Origin of the sequence: Pseudomonas sp. S30_BP2TU TE3576 (assembly GCF_050436025.1) — a bacterium.
Taxonomy (GTDB): domain Bacteria; phylum Pseudomonadota; class Gammaproteobacteria; order Pseudomonadales; family Pseudomonadaceae; genus Aquipseudomonas.
Map to the genome: position 1 here is coordinate 714,811 of NZ_JBNDLK010000001.1, position 22,995 is coordinate 737,805.

Consider the following 22,995-nt stretch of genomic DNA (forward strand, 5'->3'; position numbering starts at 1 on the left):
CAACAATGGCACTTTCCCGCGAACAAATGGCTCAACGCGTCGCCCGCGAAATGCAGGACGGCTTCTACGTGAACCTGGGCATCGGCATTCCGACCCTGGTCGCCAACTACATCCCCGAAGGCATGGAAGTCATGCTGCAGTCGGAAAATGGCCTGCTGGGCATGGGTCCGTTTCCTACTGAAGAAACCATTGATGCCGACATGATCAACGCCGGCAAGCAGACCGTGACCGCCCGTATCGGTGCTTCGATCTTTTCCTCGGCCGAGTCCTTCGCGATGATCCGCGGTGGTCATGTCGACCTGACCGTGCTGGGCGCCTTCGAAGTGGATGTGCAGGGCAACATCGCCTCATGGATGATCCCCGGCAAGCTGGTCAAGGGCATGGGCGGCGCGATGGATCTGGTGGCCGGCGCGGACAACATCATCGTCATCATGACCCACGCGTCCAAGGATGGTGAGTCCAAGCTCTTGTCGCAATGCAGCCTGCCGCTGACCGGCGCCGGTTGCATCAAGCGCGTGCTGACCGACCTCGCCTACCTGGAAATCGAAAATGGCGCATTTGTCCTCAAAGAACGCGCACCTGGCGTCAGTGTTGAGGAAATCGTCGCCAAAACCGCTGGTAAACTGATCGTGCCGGACCACGTGCCGGAAATGCAGTTCGCTGCCCAGTGAGGAATCATTCCATGCAAGAAGTCGTCATTGTTGCCGCCACGCGCACCGCGATCGGCAGTTTCCAGGGGTCGCTGGCCAATGTGTCCGCGGTTGACCTGGGCGCTGCGGTGATCCGCCAGTTGCTGGCGCAAACCGGCCTGAACCCGGTCGAAGTCGATGAAGTGATCATGGGCCAGGTGCTGACCGCCGGCGCCGGGCAAAACCCTGCGCGCCAGGCTGCGATCAAGGCCGGCCTGCCCTTCGCTGTACCGGCCATGACCCTGAACAAGGTCTGCGGTTCCGGTCTCAAGGCCCTGCACCTGGGCGCCCAGGCGATCCGCTGCGGCGATGCCGAGGTGATCATCGCCGGTGGCCAGGAAAACATGAGCCTGGCCAACTACGTCATGCCCGGCGCGCGCACCGGCCTGCGCATGGGCCACGCGCAAATCGTCGACACCATGATCAGCGATGGCCTGTGGGATGCGTTTAACGACTACCACATGGGCATCACCGCCGAGAACCTGGCCGAGAAGTACAGCCTGACTCGCGAGCAGCAGGACGCGTTCGCCGCCGCCTCGCAGCAGAAAGCCGTGGCCGCCATCGAAGCCGGGCGCTTTGTCGATGAAATCACCCCGATCCTGATCCCGCAGCGCAAGGGCGATCCGCTGTCCTTCGCCACCGACGAGCAGCCACGGGCCGGCACCACCGCCGAATCTCTGGGCAAGCTCAAGCCAGCCTTCAAGAAGGACGGTTCGGTGACCGCCGGCAACGCGTCGTCGCTGAACGACGGTGCCGCCGCCGTGATCCTGATGAGCGCCGAAAAAGCCAAGGCCCTGGGCCTGCCGGTACTGGCGAAAATCGCGGCTTACGCCAACGCAGGCGTTGACCCGGCGATCATGGGCATCGGCCCGGTGTCGGCCACCCGTCGTTGCCTGGACAAGGCCGGCTGGAACATCGACCAACTGGACCTGATCGAAGCCAACGAAGCCTTCGCCGCGCAATCGCTGGCCGTGGCCAAGGACCTGGAATGGGACTTGAACAAGGTCAACGTCAACGGCGGCGCCATTGCCCTGGGCCACCCGATCGGTGCTTCGGGTTGCCGCGTGCTGGTAACCCTGCTGCATGAAATGCTCAAGCGTGATGCCAAAAAAGGCCTCGCCACCCTGTGCATCGGTGGTGGTCAGGGCGTGGCACTGGCGCTCGAACGGGCTTAAAGCGTTCAACAGACGGCGCGGGGACCCACGAAGATCCGTCGCCGTCTGGACAAACACCCGGTGCGATGCAAGTCGTACCGGGTTCTTTTTTGCCTGCGTTTTTTCAGGTGGACCGCGTTATCGTTTTTCGCGAGCAAGCCCGCTCCCACAGTGGGCCGTGCTCGTCTGGACAACTGTGGGAGCGGGCTTGCTCGCGAAGGGGCCCGACAAGTCACCCCAAGAACTGCAGAGTCAACCCACTGTCCGCCCCACTGATCACCACAAAGCAAAGTCTACGGAGCCATGCCCAGCAACTGCTGGCGCAATTCGGGGTTGCTGGTACGCGGATCGAGCCAGATGGCAAAAAATGCCTGGGCGAATTGCAGGTCCTTCACTTCACGCAATAACTGCTGGCCAAGAAAAAACCGCGCGCCCTGCCCCGGCAGATACACCCCGGTCAGCCGCGTACCGGCCTGCACATCGACGAACGACTGTTGCATCTGCGTCTGCCAGGACGCCAGTTGCTCGGCACTGACCGAGGTACCAGAGAGTCGCTTGATTTCCCTGACGCTGGCGTTCACCAGATCTTCACAGGAAATGCTGCGCTGGTAGATCAGTTCCAGGGCGAACGGCTGATCGCCCGCCAACGGCCGCGACGTGCTCCAGAGCCGCGCGCTGTAAACATCGAAGCCGTACTTGCGAAAATCACCACTGCCGATGACTTGCGCACCGGGCAGCGAATCCTGCCAATTGGCCAGGGCCTGGCAGTTCAGCAAAACAAGCAGCCACAGACCATGGCGCAGCGGTAATCGTCGGCGGTTCATGCGGGTTGGCCTCATCGCGGGATGCCCAGAAAAACGTATGCGCAAAAGGCCCCTTCGGAGAATTTCCTAAGGGCCGTATTTTTGTATACAAAATCCGCATACAGATAAAGCAATCTACCCGACGCAATGTTACCGTTGCTACCTCACACAGGTCGGAGACATGCGCGTGTTAATCCTCAAATTGCTGGTGATTCCAGGCTTCCTGCTGCTGATTTCCCTGGCTGGCAAACGCTGGGGGCCGAGCGTGGCCGGTTGGTTGTCGGGATTGCCGGTGGTGGTCGGACCGATCCTGTTGTTCCTCGCCCTTGAACAAGGCCAGGCGTTCGCTGCGCAATCGGCCACCGCGGCACTGTCGGCCATGTTCGCGATGATTGCGTTTTGCGTGACCTACGCCCAGGTCGCACAACGGGCCGGATGGCCGGTGGCGTTGACGATCTCGCTGTCGGTCTGGGCGGTGGTGGCGGTGGTCCTGTCGCTGATCCCGGCATCCCTGGTGTTTTCGGTGTGTGCCGCCGCGACCGCGCTGCTCGCCGCACCGTACCTGTTCCCCACCGTGCAACCGGTGCTCAGTGGCCCGGCGCCGAAATCCGACAAACTCTTGTTGCGCATGGTGGCCGGTGCATTGCTCACATTGATCGTGACAGTGTTGGCCAGCACTGTCGGCGACCGCTGGAGCGGCCTGCTGGCGGTATTTCCGGTATTGGGCAGCGTGATGGCGGTGTTCTCCCAGCAAACCCGTGGCCCGGCCTTTACCGCTGCGTTGCTGCGCGCCACCGCCACCGGTATGTACTCGTTCGCCGCATTCTGTCTGGTGTTGGCGGTGACACTGCCGACGATGGGAATGAACGCCTTTGTGCTGGGCATCGCGGTGTCGGTGGCCATGCTGGGGGTGACCAAACGCCTGCTGGCGCGGCCGGTTGGCTCGACGACGGACGCTGAAGACACCGTCAAAGCACCGAAACACGTTCGATAATTCCGCACAATTGGAGCAACAACCTCGCACGTCAATCGAACGGGTTTGCTTCAACATCAGCCTCAGTTCCAACCCCTACCCGACTGAGGCCTACACCATGAAATTGTTTTTCCACCCTTCGCCGAACCCGATGAAAGTTGCCCTGCTGCTCGAAGAGCTGCAAACGCCTTACGAATTGATCGGCGTCGACACCTTCAAGGGCGAGCAGCACCAGCCAGCCTTTCTGGCAATCAACCCGAACGCCAAGGTACCCGCGCTGGTTGATGGCGATGCCACCGTGTTCGACTCACAGGCGATCCTGCTGCACCTGGCACAGAAACATCAGCGTTTCCTGCCAATGTCCGCTGCCGGCCAGGCCGAAATGCTGTCGTGGCTGATGTTCATCGGCACCGGCCTGTCGCCGTTCTCCGGTCAGGCAGTGCACTTTTTGCACCACGCACCGGAAGATCTGCCTTACGCGAAAAACCGTTATTCCAAGGAAGTCGAACGCCACTATCGCATCCTCAACGAGCGCCTGGCCCAGCATCAGTACCTGGCAGGCGACACCTACAGCATCGCCGACATGGCCCTGTGGGGTTGGGCCAACTACGCGCCCTACATCCTCGGCGAGAGCGGTCTGGCGGCCTACCCGAACGTCAAGCGCCTGTACGATGAAATCAGCGCCCGCCCAGCCGCCCGGCGTGCCCACGGTTTGAAAGAGAAACTGGTGCTCAAGGCCGAATTCGACGAAGAAACCCGTCGTAACCTGTTCCCGCAAAACCAGGCGTAAGAAGAAAGTGACCGCTCGTTAGAGCACGCTGGAATGCACCACAACCTCCATGGGATGATCGCGCCCCACCGCGCGCCCGTCCCTGGAGATTTCGATGTCATTGTTGAGTAAAAAAGCCCTTGTCCTGCTGCTGGCAGCCGCTACCGGCCTTGGGGCTTTGAATGCGCAGGCCGCCAAGGCCACTTCCAGCGATGCGCCAGCACAGAAGGTCTCGATGCTCGGCGGCAAGTTCACCTTCAACCTGCCCAAGGGTTTCAGCGCCAACCCGCTGCCCGCCAGCCCGGACGGTGCCAGCGGCACCCTGTACAGCAATGCGACCACCAGGACCGTGGTGATCGCCGCGGAAAACACCCTGCCCAATGGTGTCAACGTCAAGGACAACGACGGCGGGTTCCTCGATGGCACCGTGGCTGACTTCGATGCGGCGCAACACAAATCCCTGCCCGACTACAACAAACTGAGCGAGAAAAGCCTGACCCATAAAACCGGCCTGGGCCTGCGCCAGGTCGATGGCACCGCCACTCAGGGCGGTGGCATGACCCTCACCACCACACTGATGGCGGCATCCGGCACCCGCATGGCGGTGATTCAGGTGATCTCCCGTCCCGGCGACATGGCGGCCCATGAAACCCTGATCAAACAGATTGTCAGCGGAAAATAAGGTTCAGGGGTTCAGACGCTGCAGCCAGGCGCTCAAATCCTCTATCTCGTCGGCGCTGATGTTATGACCGACACCTTGGTAGCCGTGGAACTCGGGTTCGAGTGACACGCTCTGCAACAGGCTGTTGGCTTCGGTACCGTCGCTGTAGGGAAGGCGTTTGTCCTCCTCGCCATGACCAATGAAAATCGCCAGCGACTGGCGTTTTTCATCCGGTTTGAGCTCGGACTTGAGCACCGGCAGAATCCGCCCGCTCAACGCAGCAATCCCACCTAGCGCCTCGGGATGCCGCAAGCCTGTTTCGTAGGACATGATCGCGCCCTGGCTGAAGCCCACCAGGTACACCTTCTCGGGTTCGGTGTGATATTTCTTCGTGGCCTGTACGACGAAATCCAGCAACAACTGACCGCTGGACGTCAGATCATCGGTCTCGCCGTTGTAGGCCCCGTTGCCCTTCTTGCGGAACCACTGATAGCTGCCCGCCTCCATCACCAAAGGTGCCCGCACCGACAGGTAGGTGTAGGCCGCGGGCAAGTCGTCCTTGATGCCGAACAGGTCCTGCTCGTTACTGCCGTAACCGTGGAGGAAAATCACCAGGGGTTGATGGTTGGAATCGGCGCCGGCCTGCTCCAGGTACTTGAGCGGCAGGTCGGTTTGCAGCGGGGTTTGGGCGTGGACGGCAGTGGATGCCAGGAGGGTGAGCAGCGCGAGAATCTTCAACATGGGTCTTCCTTCACGGAATGCAGGATTCGCGCAAGAGCCTAACACTGCTCAGTAGGCAGGAACATCTCGGGCGTGGCTGATGCCGCCTTCGCGAGCAAGCCCGCTCCCACATTTGGAATGCATTTCCTGTGGGAGCGGGCTTGCTCGCGAAGAGGCCCGAACAGGCAACAAAAATCTCCCGGTCAATCGTTGATCAACTTGCCCGCCCGAATCGGCTCGCGCCCGGCGACTTTCGCCTGCCATGTGCCCGGCTGGGTGTAGCGCCCACGGTCGATGGCGAACAGCACACCACTGGTGCCGGCCTGCACGGTGGTGACCTTGTCGTTCAATGGGTCGACCACCTCGAACAACGCATCGCCCTTCTCCACCCACTCCCCGGCCTCACGCAGGAAACTGACCACGCCGTGATGCGGGGCGAACAGGTATTGGGTGCCTTCGAACGGCATGCCTTCACAGCATTCGGCCGGTGCCGCCGGCCAGGTGCCGGAGATGAAACCTTGCTCGGCGAGGAACCCGAGGATTGCCTCGCAATTGGCCTGCGCCTGGTCGACCCGGGTATCGCCCATGCTGCCCAACTCCAGCGTGGTCGCCAGATTGGCCGGTGGAATCGCCGCTGCCGGGAACGCCCTGGCCAGACGCAACCATGGCGCAGAGCAGGATTCATCGAACGAGCTGCCGCCGGAGTCTTCACACAACAACGCCACGCCAGCCTGCAAGCGCGCCGCCAGGGATTGCCATTGCGGCCAGTGCTGCGGCAACGCATAGATGTGGATCGCCGCATCGAAATCGCAATGCAGGTCGAGGGTGATGTCGGCGTCGCAGGCATGGCGCAGCAACAGGCGGTGCATCGCCTCCAGCTGCGATGTCGCTGCCGGCAAATCGTCGATGACCTGGCCCATGGCCTGGCGAATCAGCGCGATGTTGGCCTGGGCATCGGAACCCAGGCGAGCACCGATCAATTCGGCCACCGGCGCAGCGAGTTCGACGAACGAGCGGTTGAAGTTCTTGCCGCTGCCCAGCTCGAAACGACCCATGTGGCTGCCCTGCAGGTGCTGATCGAGGCCAATGGGATTGGCCACCGGCACCAGTTCGATCACACCGTTCAATTGTCCGAGTTGTTCAAGTTCGGCCAGGCGTTTTTTCAACTCCCAGGCCGTGCGCATGCCCGGCAGTTCGTCGGCGTGCAGGCTGGCCTGGATGTATACCTTGCGCGTGCCCGCGCCATAACGAAACACGCTGAGGGTACGCTCGGTGCCCAGGTGGCTCCAGGGCAATGGGTGGTCGATGCGTTGCATGGGGAACTCCTACATACCAAGGTCACCATTATGGGAGCGGGCTTGCTCGCGAAGGCGTCCTGTCAGTCAATTTATTTGTTGAATGATAAGACGCTTTCGCGAGCAAGCCCGCTCCCACAGGTATCTCAGTGCTGAAAATGATTGCACAAAAAAAATGGCAACCGCGCCAACGGTTGCCACTTTTTTAAACGGCTCGCTTACTCGCCGTAAACGTCAAACTTGAAGTATTTGTCCTGCACTTGCTTGTACTTGCCGTTGGCGCGGATTTCGGTGATGGCTTTGTTGAACTGCTCGGCCAGGACGGTATCACCCTTGCGCACGGCAATGCCTGCGCCGCCACCGAAGTATTTCGGATCGTTGTACTCAGGACCGACGAAGGCAAAACCTTTACCGGCGTCGGTTTTCAGGAAACCGTCGTCCAGGTTGACCGAGTCGGCCAGCAGCGCATCGATGCGGCCGGACACCATGTCGAGGTTGGCTTCCTGCTGGGAGCCGTAGCGCACCAGCTCGATACCGGCAGGCACCAGCACTTCCGTGGCGAAGCGGTCGTGGGTACTGGCGCGCAGCACACCGACTTTCTTGCCTTTGAGTTCGGTCAGCGGATCCTTGATGCTGGAACCTTCCTTCATCACGAAGCGTGCCGGGGTGTGGTAGTACTTGATGGTGAAATCGACGTTCTTCTTGCGGTCATCGGTGATGGTCATGGACGACAGGATGGCATCGATTTTCTTGACCTTCAGCGCAGGGATCAGGCCATCGAACTCTTGCTCGACCCAGGTGCATTTGACTTTCATCTGCGCGCACAGAGCGTCGCCAATGTCCACGTCAAAACCGGTGAGTTTGCCGTCAGGGGTTTTCATCGAGAATGGCGGGTAGCCGGCTTCGATACCGATGCGAATCGGCTTGGTGTCTTCGGCCACAGCGGTCAGGGACAACATCGACAGTGCCAGGGCACCGAACATCACTAGCTTCTTCATTTATTACTCCTGTGTGCGGAGGCTTTTATTGGCAGCTTCGATTGGCAGCGTTCGGTCATCGCTTCGTGAGCGGGAACCGAAGTGGGCGGCAGTCTAGAGTGGCTACAGGAGGGCAAATTACGCTGAGGCGACAAATATTTATAGAAAAGTGGCGGCAGGATGCAGGCGTTGAGATGCACGCTCCATGACGGTGCAAAGTCTGTCAGACAAGCCGCTTATTCAGACCAGACCTACAAGTTTTCCGGCGTCATCCGACGGAATGAACCGACTGGCGATACCAGGAGTTTTGCGGCACATTGAGCGCCCTTGCGTCCCATCGAGAGTAGCGTGATGCCCACGTTGAACCTGATCCAGCACCACCCCGCCGAAGGTCCGGGCGCCATCGCCTTCTGGGCCGAATCCCGAGGGCTGACGCTGAACGTGTTTCGCGCCGACCTCGGCCAATTGCCGCCCGTCAGCGCCGATCCCGTGATCCTGTTGGGCGGGCCTTATGAATCCAATGCCGGTCCGACCTGGCTGGAAGCCGAGCGGCAATGGCTCAAAGGCAGCCTGGATCGGGACGCAGCCGTTTTCGCGATATGCCTGGGGGCACAATTGCTGGCGTTAAGCCTGGGCGGGAACGTCAGGCGTATGGACCGGACTGAAACCGGATGGACCACCGTGACCTTTATCGACGGGCAAACGCTGAAGGTGCTGGAGTGGCACGAGGACGCCATCGACCTGCCGCCTGCCGCACAGCTGTTGGCCAGCAGCGAACACTGTGTGCAGCAGATGTACCGCGCCGGGCCGGCGCGGCTGGGGTTGCAGTTTCATCCGGAGTGGAACGCCGAGTCGGTGGCCATGCTCAATGCGCATTTTGGCGATGAATCGCCGTTGCCCCGGGGTCCGCAGGACGGTGCGGCCTACGCCCAAGTGTTTACGTGGTTGCAGGCAACACTGGATGAGTGGTGGGCGGCCGCTGCCTGTCGCTGATGTAGATCAAAGCGCATTCCTGTGGCGAGGGGGCTTGCCCCCGTTGGAGTGCGAAGCGCTCCCAAAATACTCGACTAATGCCCAGATTTTGAGGTTGCTGCGCAACCCAACGGGGGCAAGCCCCCTCGCCACAGAACTCAATGGGGTTTGAAGATCAGCATTCGCAACCGATCACTTCACTGACAGGCCGCGGCACCACGGCACTCAACTCAAACCCTTCATCCAGCCATCCGGTCACGCCGCCGATCATCTCCTTGACCGGGTAACCCAGGGCCGCCAGCTTCACGGCTGCCTTGTTGGCGCCGTTGCAGTGAGGCCCGGCGCAATAGACCACGAACAGGCTGTCTTTCGGATAACCCGCCAAACCTTCGGCTGTCAGCAAACGCCCGGGAATGTTGATCGCTCCCGGCACATGCCCGCGCTCAAAAGCCAGCGGCCCACGAACATCCACCAGAATGAAATCGACTTCACCCCCCTGCTGGCTGGCGTGGACGTCAGAACAATCGGTTTCGAGGGTAAGACGGTTGCTGAAATGCATCAGGGCTATGGCCGATGGGGCAGCAGGAATTTCGCGAACCAGGCTGGTCATGGGCTGTACTCCAAAGAAGCGGTGGGTGTGGGAAGACTTTATCCGCCAGACACTTGCGGCTACAGTGGCGCACAAGACACTCACCGGGAATTTTCCGCCAAATGCACCCTACTCCAGGAATGGTCGCGATTCTGGCCTACGACGGCCTCTGCACGTTCGAGTTCGGCATTGCCGTGGAGATCTTCGGCCTGCCACGACCTGAATTCGATTTTCCGTGGTACGAGCACCGTATCGTCGCTGTCGATCAAGGCCCGATGCGTGCCATGGGCGGCATCCAGGTACTGGCCGATGGCGGCATGGAATTGCTCGCCAATGCCCGCACCATCATCATCCCCGGCTGGCGCGACCGTAGCGCCACGGTGCCCGTGGAGCTGATCGCCGCCCTGCGCCAGGCCCATGCCCGGGGTGCGCGGTTGCTGTCGATCTGCTCCGGGGTTTTCGTCCTCGCTGCCACCGGGTTGCTCGACGGGCACGGTGCGACCACGCACTGGCGCTATACCTCGGAACTGGCCGAGCGGTTTCCCGGCATCCTGGTGGACCCGGACGTGCTGTATGTCGACTCCGGCCAATTGATCACCTCCGCCGGCAGCGCGGCAGGCATCGATGCCTGCCTGCATCTGGTGGCGCGGGATTTCGGTACGCAAGTAGCCAATTGCGTGGCCCGGCGCCTGGTCATGTCGCCGCAACGCAGCGGTGGCCAGGCGCAATTCATTCCGACGCCGGTCAGTCCTACACCGCGCAGCGATCTTTCCCGCGTCATGCAGTGGGCACGTGAGCGTTTGCACGAGCCACTGGAAGTGCGCGACCTGGCCAGCAAAGCCGCGATGAGCGAACGCACGTTCCTGCGTCGCTTCACCGAAGCCAGTGGCCAGTCACCGAAAACCTGGTTGCAGCACGAACGTCTGGGCCGCGCCCGCGAGCTGCTGGAAAGCAGCGACCAGAACACCGAGCAGATTGCCGAACGTTGTGGTTATCGCTCGGTGGAAAGCTTCCGGGTAGCCTTTCGAACGGTGGTCGGCGTACCGCCTTCGGTGTATCGGGAGCGGTTTGGGCGTGGGGGCAACGCTGTGTTTTGAGGTGTTCTCAAGGCCCTCTTCGCGAGCAAGCCCGCTCCCACAGACAACACAAAACCTGTGGGAGCGGGCTTGCTCGCGAAGGGGCCAGACCGGGCTACCCAACTTTCAAGGCTTGCGCAATAAATAGGTATCCATGATCCAGCCATTGGCCAGCCGCGCCGCCTTGCGCACCCGTTCAATTTCATCCGCCACATCCTTGAGCTTGCCGCGGATCAGGATTTCATCCGGCGTCCCCAAATAGGCCCCCCAGTAAATGTCGGTGTCCTGATCGGCCACCTGATGGTAGGCATCCTGGGCATCGAGCATCACCACCAGGCTGTCGGCATCGCTCACCTGCCCCGCCGCCAGGCGCCGGCCTGTGGTGATTTCTACGGAGCGGCCAATCTGGTTGAGCGGCACCTTGTGCTGTGCTGCCAACGCCTGGACGCTAGTAATGCCGGGGATCACCTCGAACTCGAACGCACAGGCACCTGAGGCCTGGATCGCCTGAAGAATACGAATGGTGCTGTCGTACAGCGCCGGGTCGCCCCACACCAGAAAACCGCCACACTGACCGTCAGCCATTTCCTCGTTGATCAGCCGCTCGAAGGTCTGCTGTTTGGCCAGGTTCAAGGCGTCAACGCTGCACTTGTAGTCCACCTCACCGCGCTCGCGCTCCGGGCTGTGGGCTTCGACAAAACGGTAATCGTGATCGGTGATATAGCGTTCGCAGATTTCGCGCCGCAAATCGGTGAGTTTGTTTTTGCTTTCACCCTTGTCCATGAGAAAAAAAACATTGACCTGATTCAGCGCCTTCACCGCTTGCATCGTGATGTAGTCGGGATTGCCGGCACCAATACCGATGACCAGGAGTTTTTTCATCACAGCAGGTCCTCGGGATCAGTGCCCGGCAAACGCAGCCGCCAGCGGCCATGGAACCTCAGCTCGACAGCCGCCAAGGGTTCGACGTCGATCAGGCTGGACGCCCCCCCCTGCAACACGTGCGTCAGCGCTGCGCGAATGACAAAGGGATGGGTAATGGCAACGATGTGCCCTGGTGTCGACTGCAACGCTGTCAACCACGCGCCCACTCGCTCGCCCAATTGCACCAGTGACTCACCACCGTGTGGTGCCGAAGCAGGGTCCCCCAGCCAATACTGGAGCACCTCGGGTTCGGCTTTTTGCAGATCGCCGATACGCTCGCCGCTCCAGCGCCCGAAGTTGCAGTCCCTCAGGGCGTCGACAAGCTCCGGCACGCTGCCGAACAGTTCAGCGGTTTGCCGGGTGCGCAACTCCGGGCCGCAGACAAGGCGTGGAGCACCCTTGAACTGATTACAACGGGAGAGCCTGAGCGCTTGCCAATCCATCTCCAACGGTTCATCCAACGGAAAACGCGCCAATTTCTGTGCGACGGTTCGAGCGTGGCAAATCAGGGTTAAACGGGTTGCCTGCACCAGGAGTCACTCTATGGATGGAAAGGAACAATGGTTCAATTGTGCCGCAAGTAAGCAGACCAGGGGGGTAATGCCCGCCAGTTAAGCAATTTCAGCCGCGACACCCGTTGTAGCAGCTGCCGAGCCCGCGAGGCTGCGTTCGGCTGCGAAGCAGTCGTGAGTCCAGCTGACGCGGTCTGCCTGACGTACCGCAATGACTGATTTTACGACTGCTTCGCAGCCGAACGCAGCCTCGCGGGCTCGGCAGCTGCTACAGATCGCATTACCGTTTAACTGACTGACATTAGGCCTGGGGGGTGTTTAATTTTCCTGTTTGAAACTGATTCCTTCAGTCATTTCCTGGCAGATTTTCTGATATGGCTGACCGCAATTCAGGCAATGACCTACAGGACTTTACGACATCGGCCTAGCCCTCTGGCACAGGCATTTCGCCCCTTTTCCGGACACGACCGGACCATGCAAAAATTAACTAGACAGGCAGTACGCGATAATTAAATACTCCTTTCAACGGACTGTTAAAACATGTTCCACGCTCATCCAGCAGGAGCCCGGATGCCCTTTCTCGAACACCCGATCAATGCGTCTGGTCAGACACCATCTCCGGCCGAACCTTCCGTTCCTCGTTTAATGCAGTCAATCCCAAGAAATATCTGACAAGAAAAAGAGTGGCGCCTGACAACGTTCAGACGACCATCGATTTAATGTGTGGCAAAACCGACAGTGATAGTCAGGTTCGGCTCAAACCGCCGAGTCGTTTGATACAGGAGTGTCTCCATGATGGTCTTGCGTCCAGTCGAGTTGGCCGACCTGCCCCAGTTGCAGAGGCTGGCTCGTGAAAGTCTTGTGGGCATCACGTCCCTGCCCGACGATAGCGAACGGTTGCGCGAAAAAATCCTCGACTCCTGTGCCTCGTTTGAAAAGGACGTCGATGGTCATGGCCCGGAAAATTATTTCTTTGTGCTCGAAGACCTGACGACGCAACACTTGGTCGGCTGCTCGGAAATCCTCGCCACGGCGGGGTACAGCGAGCCGTTCTACAGCTTGCGCAATCGGCACTTCACCAGTGCCTCGAGGGAACTGAACATCGAGCACGGCGTACCGGCCTTGTCGTTGTGTCACGACCTCAGTGGCCACACCTTGCTGCGGGGTTTCCATATCGATGCCGCGTTGGTGCGCACCGCGCACTCCGAACTGCTGTCGCGGGCGCGCCTGTTGTTCATCGCCGCCCATGCCCGGCGCTTTTCCGAAACGGTGATCACTGAAATCGTCGGCTACAGCAGTGATGAAGGCCACTCGCCATTTTGGGACGCCGTGGGCAAGCATTTCTTCGACTTGCCCTACGTCGAGGCCGAACGGCTTTGCGGCCTGCAGAGCCGCACCTTTCTCGCCGAACTGATGCCGCAATACCCGATTTACGTGCCCATGCTGCCCCGGGCGGCACAGGACTGCATCGGCAGCATCCACCCCGATGGCCAGGAAGCCTTCGATATCCTCGAACGTGAAGGCTTCGAAACCAACAGTTACATCGATCTGTTCGATGGAGGCCCTACACTGTACGCGCGCACGTCGGGCATTCGTTCCATCGCCCACAGCCAGTGCGGCGTAACGCAACCGGGACCGATGATCGATGCCCGTGGCAGCTATCTGGTGAGCAACGATTCCTTGAAGGATTATCGGGCCATCGTCGCCGATCTTGACTACATCACCGGGCAACCCGTCACGCTGGACACCGCCATGTGCAAGGCGCTGAAGGTAACCGAGGGCAGCCCGATCAGGCTGATTGCCCTGTGAACACCCTCCAGGTTCAATACCCGAGCACATGTGAACAAGGAACTGCAGCATGATTGTCCGTCCAGTCCAGATCACCGACCTGCCTGCCGTGTTCACGCTGGTGCGTCAGGCCAGTCCGGAGCTCACCAGCCTGCCGGCCGACGAAGAGCGCCTGGCTCACCGGATCCGCTGGGCTCAACGCACTTTCGCCGGGCAGGTCGATCGCGCCGATGCCGATTATCTGTTCGTGCTCGAAGACGACGAGCAGCAAGTGGTGGGCGTCAGCGCCCTGACGGGTGGCGTCGGCCTGCGCGAGCCCTGGTACAACTACCGGGTCGGGCTGACGGTCAGCGCTTCAGCGGACCTGGGTATCCAGCGTCAGATCCCGACCCTGTTCCTGAGCAATGAATTGACCGGGCAATCGGAAGTCTGCTCGTTGTACCTGCGTCCCGATCAACGCCGGGCAAGCAACGGCCGCCTGCTGTCGCTCGGGCGTTTTTTGTTTGTGGCCGAGTTTACGCAGCTGTTCGGCAACCGGCTCATCGCCGAATTACGCGGCAGTGCCGACGAACGAGGTGGCTCGCCGTTCTGGGACAGCCTCGGCCGGCACTTTTTCAAGATGGATTTCAGCTACGCCGATCACTTGTCCGGGCTAGGCAACAAATCGTTCATCGCTGAACTGATGCCGCGCCAGCCGCTGTACACCTGCCTGCTCACCGAACAGGCCCAGGCGGTGATCGGCAAGGCCCATCCGAATACCGAGCCGGCCCTGAAAATCCTCAGCGCCGAGGGGTTTGCCCACAAGGGCTACATCGATATCTTCGACGGCGGACCGGTCATCGAAGCCCCGGTTTCCGGGGTTCGCACCGTGCGCGACAGCCAACCGCTATTACTGGACATCGGCTCGCCGGACGATACAGCGCCCATCTGGCTGATTCACAACCGTCGCCTGGAAAACTGTCGCATTACTTGCGCCCCGGCCCGACAAATGGGCAACAGCCTGGTGGTTGATCGCCAGACCGCCAAGCGCTTGCAGCTACAACCCGGCGACTCGGTGCGCGCCGTGCCGCTGCTTGACCAACGGCAACAGGCCGTGGCGGCGTGACTTATCAGGTCCATCGCTGCGACGTCAATCGGCCTTGCCCAGCAAATTCGTCATCATTCTCCCCTTGCCCGCGTGATAGCCTTTTATTTCTTTGGCGTTGACACTTTTGCTCAAGCCCTTCCATTCCATTGGTGGAACTCATATGTCCAGGCTTTCCCATCAAGATTTGCGCCGCAGCTTTCGCCAACTGTTCGCCTCCAGCACCTGCTACCACACGGCCTCGGTTTTCGACCCGATGTCGGCCCGCATCGCCGCCGACCTGGGCTTCGAAGTCGGGATCCTCGGTGGTTCGGTCGCATCGCTGCAAGTGCTGGGCGCCCCTGACTTTGCCTTGATCACCCTCAGCGAATTCGCGGAACAGGCCACCCGCATCGGCCGTGTCGCCCAGTTGCCGGTGATTGCCGACGCCGACCACGGCTACGGCAACGCGCTCAATGTCATGCGCACCATCGTCGAACTCGAACGTGCCGGCGTCGCCGCGCTGACCATCGAAGACACCCTGCTGCCTGCGCAGTTCGGCCGTAAGTCCACCGACCTGATCACGGTCGCCGAAGGCGTCGGCAAGATCCGCGCGGCACTGGAAGCCCGCTGCGATAAGGAAATGGCGATCATCGCCCGCACCCACGCAGGGATTCTGCCGGTGCAGGAAATCATCAGCCGCACCCGGCAATACCAGCGCGCCGGAGCCGACGGGATCTGCATGGTGGGCGTAAAGGACTTCGACCATCTGGAACAGATCGCCGAGCATCTGAGCGTGCCACTGATGCTGGTTACCTACGGCAACCCGCTGCTACACGATGACAAACGCCTGGCCGAACTGGGTGTACGCGTGACCATCGACGGCCATGGCGCGTACTTCGCCGCGATCAAGGCGACCTACGACAGCCTGCGTGAGCAACGCCAGATCCTCACCCAGACGTCGGACCTGAGCGCGACCGAACTGACTCACACCTACACGCAACCCGAGGAATACATCCGCTACGCGGAAGAGTTCATGAGCGTGAAGGAATGACGGTTTAAACCGACACACCGCCTTCGCGAGCAAGCCCGCTCCCACATTTGATCGCGGCTGTACGCCAATGCTGTGCTTACCGTAATTCCACTGTGGGAGCGAGCTTGCTCGCGATGAGGCCATCACAGCCAACATCCATACCGCCTGACACACCGCCTTCGCGAGCAAGCCCGCTCCCACATTTGGATCGCGGCTGTACGCCAATGCTGTGCTCACCGAAAATCCACTGTGGGAGCGAGCTTGCTCGCGATGGGGCCATCACAGCCAACATCCATACCGCCTGACACGCCGCCTTCGCGAGCAAGCCCGCTCCCACATTTGATCGCGGCTGTACGCCAATGCTGTGCTCAACACAAAGCCACTGTGGGAGCGGGCTTGCTCGCGATGAGGCCATCACAGCCAACATCCATACCGCCTGACACGCCGCCTTCGCGAGCAAGCTCGCTCCCACAGGTTTTGCAGTGGACGGTCAGACCGAGTCGAGCAGTTCGTGATGGGGTTTGCCGTCACCGCAACAGATCACGCGATTGCGCCCGGTGGTTTTGGCTTCGTATAGCGCATGATCGGCGTCATTGAGCCAAAACGTCGCGTCGGCGTGGGTCGGGTTGAATGATGCCATGCCAATGCTCAGGCTGACTTTCAGCGCAGGGTTCTGCTCGTACCCCAAGGCGGCGAAGCGATCACGCAGGGCATCCATGACGGCGGCGGCGCGGTTCAGGGGCAGATCGGGAAGGATCACGCAGAACTCGTCACCGCCGTAGCGCCCTGCCACATCAGTCGCTCGCAGGTTCTGCTTGAGCATTTTGCTCAACTGACGCAAAACGATGTCGCCGGCAACATGACCGTAGGTGTCATTGATGGCCTTGAAATGGTCGATGTCGATCAGCGCGATCGCGCCGCCCTTTTGCTGGCGTTTGCAACGCTGGAACTCGACCTCCATCTGGTCTTTCCAGGCCCCATGGTTCAGCAGGCCTGTCAGGCTGTCGGTGCGGCTCAGTGCCAGCAGTTCACGCTTCTGAAGGCCGAGGGTATGGGCCTGGCGGAAGCAGATCCAGCCCAAGGACAATGGATACAGGCACAGCAAGGGCAAACAGGCATAGAGTTGCACCGGACTGGTGGCAGGAATGAGCGCCGGGGCAAAAATCTGCAAGCCAACGCAGAGGCCCAGCACCTGCGCGGCAGTCCCGGCCAGCAGGAAGCGTAAGCCGCCGATGGCCACGTTGTGCATGGCCATCATGGAAATGGTGGTCGCGCTGGGTAGTGGATTGAAATGCATGGCGGCAATCCAGAAGCCGCCGAGAAAGGCATCGATCAGCAGATTGCGGTGTTCGGCGTGATAAGGCTTTCTGGCCCGGCGCGCCCATTGGTAAGCCAGGTGCGGCCAGACCAGGCCATTGAACCACATGAACCCCCAGACCCAGGGCGCCGGATCGAGTGGATACATCGCCGCACTCACACACACCAATCCAAGGGCCAGCCCCAGAATTCGCGATGTATAGAGCCTCCTGGCCAATGAGAATCCCCTTCCTCCCGTATTTTCCATAAGGCCTCTGTGCCACTCGACGGAATGCGATAACAGCCCGTGCCTATGCGCTGGAGTCTATCAGGGCGAGATTAAATAGCCATCACCGGCTGGCGGGCTGCATATCCGTACATCACGCTGACATAAAAGCAAAAGCCTCGCCTCAAGAAACGGCTATACATGAAATAAGGGTTGATCAATGACCATAAGAGGAGGCCCATGCAGACCTTTCAAGTATTGATCATCGGCAGCGGGTTTGGCGGCCAATGTGCCGCAATCAATTTGCTCAAGGCCGGCATCGACGATTTTCGCCTGTTGGAGCGACGGGATTTCTTCGGCGGCACCTGGTGTCAGAACACCTATCCCGGCGCAGCGGTCGATGTGCCCTCGCCGCTGTACTCCTTGTCTTTCGCTCCGTATCGCTGGACGCAAATGTTCGCCGAACAGGCCGAACTGCACCGCTACACCCGCCATGTGGTGGAACACTTCGGGCTGCGGGACAAGGTGGAACTGGGCGCTAATGTCGAGCACATCGAATGGGACGACACCAACAAGCACTGGACGGTGTACACCGCCGGCAAAGGCACGTTTTGCGCGCAGTTCCTGATCAACGCCACCGGGCCGCTGAGCCAACCGGTGGTTCCGCACTTCGACGGCCTGGAACGCTTTCAGGGCAAGACGTTTCACACCAACAACTGGGATCACAACTACGACTACCGGCAAAAACGCGTGGCCATCGTCGGCAGCGGCGCCAGTGCGGCCCAGGTTATTCCGGCCATTGCGCCGGACGTCGGGCAGTTGCATGTGTTCCAGCGCACTCCCCACTGGGTGTTGCCCCGCGCAGACCGCAGATTCAGCCGCTTGCAGCGTTGGCTGCTGGGGCTCAAGCCAGCCTACAAGCTGCTGCGCTGGTGGATCTACTGGCAATTCGAAACCCGGGTGTTTGGCTTCAAGTATTCGAAGCCGGCCGTGCACAGGGTCCAGCGCCAGGCCCTGCACTTTCTCAAACACCAGGTGCCGGACGCCGAACTGCGGCGCAAACTCACGCCGGACTACACCATCGGCTGCAAACGGGTGATTCTGTCCAGCACGCTGTACCCCGCACTGGCCCGTCGCAACGTGACACTGCACTGCCGCGAGCAAGGCATCGCGGCCATCGACGAAACCGGCATCGTTACCCTCGATGGCCAACACATCGACGTGGACCTGATCGTCTGGTCCACCGGCTACGACGCCACCGACGGCGTGATTCCCTACCCGGTAACGGGAAAAAACGGCACCCGTCTCAAGGATGTCTGGGCACCGTACCCGCGTGCCTACCTTGGCACCGCCCTGCCGGACTTCCCCAACCTGTTCATCGTCACCGGGCCGAACACCGGCATTGGCCACACCTCGGCGCTGTTCATCATCGAATCCCAGATGAACTACATCCTCGATTGTATTTGCACCTTGAAGGCTCAAGGATTGAGGAGCATCGAAGTTCGCCATGAAGCGGAACGTACCTACACTGAAATGATCCACCGCGAAATGGAACGTACCGTATGGAAGTCCGGTGGTTGCCACAGTTGGTATCAAAGCAAGAGCGGTCATGTGATTGCCATGTTTCCCGGGTTCAGCTTCAGCTTTCATCGCTTGACCCGAGCGCTGAAACCCGCCGATCACATATTGTCCTGAGCAGATAGAAGGGAGACGCGTGATGCTTTTGTTGTTCGTCGTTTTCGCAGTTTTCGTCGCCTGGAGCTGGCTGACCTACCCGGCCATCGGCTACTGGCTCTATGACTTGAACATGGCGGCCGAGGCCAAGCTGTACCGGCTGCACAAAATCGTCGTGCCCATCCCCGAGATGACCGTCTCGACCTGGCAAGGCGGGCCGTACGAAGCCACCAGCAATGTACTGATGCTCCATGGCTTCAGCGCCGACAAGAACCTCTGGCTGCGTTTCGCCCGGCACTTTGTCGGTAGCCATCGGGTGATCATCCCGGACATCGCCGGCCACGGCGAAACCGGCTTCAAGGCAGGCGGCGGCTATGACATCCCGCTGCAGGCCAAGCGCATGATCCAGCTGCTGGATGTGTGCGGTGTCGAGAAAGTCCATGTCATCGGCAACTCCATGGGTGGCTACATGGCGGCGTGGCTCGCGGCCACTTACCCGGAGCGCATTGTGTCCTTGGCCCTGATTGACCCGGCCGGGGTCACTTCGCCAGAACCCAGTGACCTTGAGCGGCATTTGGCCAAGGGCCACAACCCGTTTCTGATTCACTCGCGGGAAGAATTCCAGCGCTTCTACGCCATGACCATGGCCTCACCGCCCTGGGTACCGAAGCTCGTGCTCGATGCCGTCGCCCAGCGCTATGAACAGTCCCGCGAGGAACTGGAAGAAATCTTCCGGGATTTCCGCGCCAGCCCGCCGATGGAACCGCACCTGCCCGACATCACCGCCCCGGCGCTGTTGCTATGGGGGCGCAAGGACCGGCTGATCGATGTCAGCAGCGTGGCGGTCTGGAGCAAGGGCATCGCCGACCTGCGTGTGCATATCTGGGACGCCGTCGGGCACATGCCCATGGTGGAAGCGCCATCCGGTTCAGCACGCCTGTATCGGGAGTTTTTGGCATCGCTGCGCTCGGAGAGTCCACAGGATCAACGACTGCACTAGGGGAAACTAATTGAGAACGCCCCCTTGCAGTCCTTTGCAGAATGAAGTTCGTCAGAAACTTCGTTTGTCGGCGTCGCTGAAGGCTGCGATCTTTCGTCCATCCTTTACGTCACCGCGCCAGGAATCCTGTTCATGAACCACCCGAACTTCGTCAGCCCTGACCTGATCCGCCAACGCTTCTCCAAAGCGATGTCCGACATGTATCGCGAGGAAGTGCCGTTGTACGGCGCGTTGATGGAACTGGTGGAGCAAACTAACCGCCACGTGCTGAACAACGATCCGCACATCCTGCAACAGCTCAAAAGCACCGGCGAAATCGAGCGACTGGACCTGGAGCGTCATGGTGCGATCCGCGTCGGAACGGCCGACGAACTGGCCACCCTCGCCCGCCTGTTCGCGGTGATGGGCATGCAACCGGTGGGTTACTACGACCTGACGCCGGCTGGTGTACCGGTACATTCCACGGCGTTTCGCGCGGTGCATGAAGCGTCATTGCAGGTCAGCCCGTTCCGGGTATTCACCTCACTGTTGCGCCTGGAATTGATCGACGACCTGGAATTGCGAGCGTTCGCCCAGTCGATGCTCGACCAGCGCTCGATCTTCACCCCCACGGCCCTCACGCTCATCGAGCGCGCCGAATCCCTGGGTGGCCTGACCGGGCAGGAAGCCGAGGTATTCGTCGAACAGGCACTGGAAACGTTCCGCTGGCACCACAGCGCCACCGTCACCGCCGAGCAATATCAAAAGCTCAGCGCCCAGCATCGTTTGATCGCTGATGTGGTGGCGTTCAAGGGCCCGCACATCAACCACCTGACACCGCGGACCCTGGACATCGATATCGTGCAGGCGCAAATGCCGGCCCATGGCATCACCCCCAAAGCGGTGATCGAAGGTCCGCCCCGCCGCCAGTGCCCGATCCTGCTGCGCCAGACCAGTTTCAAGGCCCTGGACGAGCCGATTGCCTTCACCGATCAAAACGAGGCGCGCGGCAGCCACAGTGCCCGCTTCGGCGAAATCGAACAGCGCGGTGCCGCCCTCACGCCCAAAGGCCGCGCACTCTACGACCGCTTGCTCAATGCCGCACGGGACGAACTCAAGGACTTCCCCAACGAAGCCAACGCCGCGCGCTATAACGCCCTGATGGGGCAGCATTTCAGCGAATTTCCTGACACTTGGGAAGGCATGCGCCAACAGGGCCTGGCTTACTTTCGCTACTTCGTGACGGAAAAAGGCCTGGCGGCGGGCGACCTTAAAAACACTTCCCTGGAAGACCTGCTCAGCAGGGGTTTCCTGCGGGTTGAACCGTTGGTGTACGAAGATTTCCTGCCCGTCAGCGCGGCGGGGATCTTTCAGTCAAACCTGGGGGACGCAGCGCAAACACGCTACGGTGAACACTCCAATCAGCAAGCGTTCGAAAAGGCCCTGGGACGTTCGACGATCGATGAGCTGGAGCTGTATGCCGAGAGCCAACGGCGTTCGATTGAACAGTGTTTCGCTGCGTTGGGCCAGTAGGCCTCGACACGACAGGTTTCAGCGGGTGAACCGAAGGGTTGCCTCGGTTGTGACGCAGCGCCTTGGTGTGCAAGAAATCGCCCGGTCGAGCCCGCGACAACGCTTTTTTTCACGCTGAAGAGCCTGCTTGTCAGGCCCCTCAACCCGGTACGCAAGAACCTGCGCGATGCTGTGCAAGTTCTTGCGTAAATTTCCGCGTTTATTCTGCCGAAAAGCCTGCAAATCTCGAAATAAAATCATAACTATCTGATTTATATCGATTTTATAAGTCGTGGCACAGTCCTTGTTATCTGTCAGGTCCCCAGGAGGTAATGCTGCCTCCCGGGCAACCTCACGTTTGAGCAAGGAGAGCCTGCATGGCTACACCCGCGTATATGTCCATTACGGGCGAGAGACAAGGTTTGATCACTGCCGGTGCATTCACCGCCGACTCCGTTGGCAACATCTACCAGGAGGGTCACGAAGATCAAGTCATGGTCCAGGGCTTCAGTCACGAAGTGATCATCCCTCGTGACCCGCAGTCCGGCCAACCCACCGGTCAACGCATTCACAAACCCGTCGTGATCACCAAAGTGTTCGACAAGTCCTCGCCACTGCTACTGGCGGCCTTGTGTTCGGGCGAGAAGTTGCCCCAGGTCGAAATCCAGTGGTTCCGCACGTCGGCTCAAGGCACGCAAGAGCACTATTACTCAACGGTTCTGGAAGACGCGATCATCGTCAATATCAAGGACTACATGCACAACTGCCAGGACCCGGCGACCGCACATTTCACCCATCTGGAGGACGTACATTTTTCCTACCGGAAAATCACCTGGACGCACCATAACTCCAACACGACGGGCCACGATGACTGGCGCACTCCGGTCGCTGGCGGTTAAGTCTCACCGGACGCAAACATCGACCCTTGGCCGATGTTGCTCAAGTCAATAAAAACCATGGCTGATCGACCCTTCACAAATCAATAAAAAGAACCGGGTCATTCAGCCAAGGCGCGACAAAAAAATGGGCGACCTACAGGTCGCCCATTTTTATAACCGAAACTTTTAATACAGCGAAGAAAGTGTTCGCCCAGTGCAATGGCCTCGGCAATCCATGCACTGGTAAAGAGCCCTGACACTGGGCGAACGGAAGGTATTTTAGTAGAAGCGAACTAATATGTCCGCAGTACGAAGATGAAATTTATCGACACAATGTTTAACAAAATGTCGACTTAAATACTATGCCGCATGGAACCTTAAACTCACCAGTTCGACCATATGAGCTGATTATTCCTACACAAAACTTGCATA

At 60.0% G+C, this 22,995-nt stretch carries 22 protein-coding genes; 14 read left to right on the forward strand and 8 right to left on the reverse strand.

Going from position 1 to position 22,995, the window contains the following annotated elements; translation table 11 throughout:
• Positions 1-5 precede the first annotated feature (5 nt).
• Positions 6-671 (forward strand): CoA transferase subunit B, encoded by a 666-nt coding sequence (locus ABIA48_RS03175; RefSeq protein ID WP_007975748.1) that lies wholly within the window; start codon positions 6-8, stop codon positions 669-671.
• 11 nt (positions 672-682) lie between these two features.
• Entirely contained in the window at positions 683-1,864 is a 1,182-nt protein-coding gene (locus ABIA48_RS03180) for an acetyl-CoA C-acetyltransferase (protein ID WP_429487023.1), read from the forward strand.
• Positions 1,865-2,136: 272 nt separating this feature from the next.
• Here ABIA48_RS03180 and ABIA48_RS03185 read toward each other — a convergent pair whose 3' ends face one another.
• Positions 2,137-2,667, reverse strand: coding sequence for a chalcone isomerase family protein (locus tag ABIA48_RS03185; RefSeq protein ID WP_429487024.1), 531 nt, complete (start codon positions 2,665-2,667; stop codon positions 2,137-2,139).
• A gap of 166 nt (positions 2,668-2,833) precedes the next feature.
• Between ABIA48_RS03185 and ABIA48_RS03190 the strand changes: the two genes are divergently transcribed.
• From ABIA48_RS03190 to ABIA48_RS03200, 3 genes are all read left to right on the forward strand, one after another.
• Positions 2,834-3,640 carry a hypothetical protein gene (locus ABIA48_RS03190; RefSeq protein ID WP_429492775.1) on the forward strand — a complete coding sequence of 269 codons (807 nt, stop codon included), beginning with the start codon at positions 2,834-2,836 and terminating at the stop codon, positions 3,638-3,640.
• A 97-nt stretch (positions 3,641-3,737) separates the two neighbouring features.
• The gene (locus tag ABIA48_RS03195; protein ID WP_429487025.1) at positions 3,738-4,409 is read left to right on the forward strand and encodes a glutathione S-transferase family protein; all 672 of its coding nucleotides are present in this window, start codon (positions 3,738-3,740) and stop codon (positions 4,407-4,409) included.
• 94 nt (positions 4,410-4,503) lie between these two features.
• The gene (locus tag ABIA48_RS03200; RefSeq protein ID WP_429487026.1) at positions 4,504-5,070 is read left to right on the forward strand and encodes a hypothetical protein; all 567 of its coding nucleotides are present in this window, start codon (positions 4,504-4,506) and stop codon (positions 5,068-5,070) included.
• 3 nt (positions 5,071-5,073) lie between these two features.
• Here the strand turns inward: ABIA48_RS03200 and ABIA48_RS03205 are convergent, their stop codons facing one another.
• The 3 genes from ABIA48_RS03205 to ABIA48_RS03215 all read right to left on the reverse strand — a co-directional run bounded on the left by ABIA48_RS03205 (position 5,074) and on the right by ABIA48_RS03215 (position 8,062).
• A complete protein-coding gene (locus ABIA48_RS03205; RefSeq protein WP_429487027.1) occupies positions 5,074-5,790 on the reverse strand; it encodes an alpha/beta hydrolase in 717 nt (238 codons plus the stop codon).
• A gap of 182 nt (positions 5,791-5,972) precedes the next feature.
• Complete coding sequence (locus tag ABIA48_RS03210; protein WP_429487028.1) at positions 5,973-7,085, reverse strand: succinylglutamate desuccinylase/aspartoacylase family protein; 1,113 nt, start codon at positions 7,083-7,085, stop codon at positions 5,973-5,975.
• Positions 7,086-7,282: 197 nt separating this feature from the next.
• Complete coding sequence (locus ABIA48_RS03215) at positions 7,283-8,062, reverse strand: ABC transporter substrate-binding protein (protein ID WP_429487029.1); 780 nt, start codon at positions 8,060-8,062, stop codon at positions 7,283-7,285.
• Positions 8,063-8,392: 330 nt separating this feature from the next.
• On the opposite strand from ABIA48_RS03215, the gene ABIA48_RS03220 reads away from it, so the two are divergent.
• Positions 8,393-9,034, forward strand: a complete 642-nt coding sequence (locus ABIA48_RS03220; RefSeq protein ID WP_429487030.1) for a type 1 glutamine amidotransferase — start codon at positions 8,393-8,395, stop codon at positions 9,032-9,034.
• Positions 9,035-9,188: 154 nt separating this feature from the next.
• Here ABIA48_RS03220 and ABIA48_RS03225 read toward each other — a convergent pair whose 3' ends face one another.
• A complete protein-coding gene (locus ABIA48_RS03225; RefSeq protein ID WP_429487031.1) occupies positions 9,189-9,623 on the reverse strand; it encodes a rhodanese-like domain-containing protein in 435 nt (144 codons plus the stop codon).
• Positions 9,624-9,724: 101 nt separating this feature from the next.
• Between ABIA48_RS03225 and ftrA the strand changes: the two genes are divergently transcribed.
• Positions 9,725-10,699: a transcriptional regulator FtrA gene (gene ftrA, locus ABIA48_RS03230; protein ID WP_429487032.1), complete on the forward strand. Its 975-nt coding sequence runs from the start codon at positions 9,725-9,727 to the stop codon at positions 10,697-10,699.
• A gap of 105 nt (positions 10,700-10,804) precedes the next feature.
• Here ftrA and cobF read toward each other — a convergent pair whose 3' ends face one another.
• Together cobF and ABIA48_RS03240 are read right to left on the reverse strand one after the other, a co-directional pair.
• The gene (gene cobF / locus ABIA48_RS03235; RefSeq protein WP_429487033.1) at positions 10,805-11,560 is read right to left on the reverse strand and encodes a precorrin-6A synthase (deacetylating); all 756 of its coding nucleotides are present in this window, start codon (positions 11,558-11,560) and stop codon (positions 10,805-10,807) included.
• A complete protein-coding gene (locus ABIA48_RS03240; protein WP_429487034.1) occupies positions 11,560-12,132 on the reverse strand; it encodes a histidine phosphatase family protein in 573 nt (190 codons plus the stop codon). The genes cobF and ABIA48_RS03240 overlap by 1 nt, the downstream gene beginning before the upstream one ends.
• A gap of 774 nt (positions 12,133-12,906) precedes the next feature.
• Here ABIA48_RS03240 and ABIA48_RS03245 point away from each other — a divergent pair.
• From ABIA48_RS03245 to ABIA48_RS03255, 3 genes are all read left to right on the forward strand, one after another.
• A complete protein-coding gene (locus ABIA48_RS03245; RefSeq protein WP_429487035.1) occupies positions 12,907-13,923 on the forward strand; it encodes an arginine N-succinyltransferase in 1,017 nt (338 codons plus the stop codon).
• A 49-nt stretch (positions 13,924-13,972) separates the two neighbouring features.
• Positions 13,973-15,007 carry an arginine N-succinyltransferase gene (gene astA, locus ABIA48_RS03250; RefSeq protein WP_429487036.1) on the forward strand — a complete coding sequence of 345 codons (1,035 nt, stop codon included), beginning with the start codon at positions 13,973-13,975 and terminating at the stop codon, positions 15,005-15,007.
• Positions 15,008-15,149: 142 nt separating this feature from the next.
• The gene (locus ABIA48_RS03255; protein WP_429487037.1) at positions 15,150-16,019 is read left to right on the forward strand and encodes an isocitrate lyase/PEP mutase family protein; all 870 of its coding nucleotides are present in this window, start codon (positions 15,150-15,152) and stop codon (positions 16,017-16,019) included.
• 469 nt (positions 16,020-16,488) lie between these two features.
• Here ABIA48_RS03255 and ABIA48_RS03260 read toward each other — a convergent pair whose 3' ends face one another.
• Positions 16,489-17,562 (reverse strand): diguanylate cyclase, encoded by a 1,074-nt coding sequence (locus ABIA48_RS03260; RefSeq protein ID WP_429487038.1) that lies wholly within the window; start codon positions 17,560-17,562, stop codon positions 16,489-16,491.
• 198 nt (positions 17,563-17,760) lie between these two features.
• On the opposite strand from ABIA48_RS03260, the gene ABIA48_RS03265 reads away from it, so the two are divergent.
• The 4 genes from ABIA48_RS03265 (at position 17,761) to ABIA48_RS03280 (ending at position 22,584) form a co-directional block, all read left to right on the forward strand.
• Positions 17,761-19,215, forward strand: coding sequence for a flavin-containing monooxygenase (locus tag ABIA48_RS03265; protein WP_429487039.1), 1,455 nt, complete (start codon positions 17,761-17,763; stop codon positions 19,213-19,215).
• 22 nt (positions 19,216-19,237) lie between these two features.
• Positions 19,238-20,194 carry an alpha/beta fold hydrolase gene (locus tag ABIA48_RS03270; RefSeq protein WP_204930476.1) on the forward strand — a complete coding sequence of 319 codons (957 nt, stop codon included), beginning with the start codon at positions 19,238-19,240 and terminating at the stop codon, positions 20,192-20,194.
• Between the two features lie 132 nt (positions 20,195-20,326).
• Positions 20,327-21,706, forward strand: coding sequence for a 2-oxoadipate dioxygenase/decarboxylase HglS (gene hglS / locus ABIA48_RS03275; protein ID WP_429487040.1), 1,380 nt, complete (start codon positions 20,327-20,329; stop codon positions 21,704-21,706).
• Between the two features lie 356 nt (positions 21,707-22,062).
• On the forward strand, positions 22,063-22,584 hold the full coding sequence (locus ABIA48_RS03280) for an Hcp family type VI secretion system effector (protein WP_310059474.1): 522 nt from the start codon (positions 22,063-22,065) through the stop codon (positions 22,582-22,584).
• Positions 22,585-22,995 lie beyond the last annotated feature (411 nt).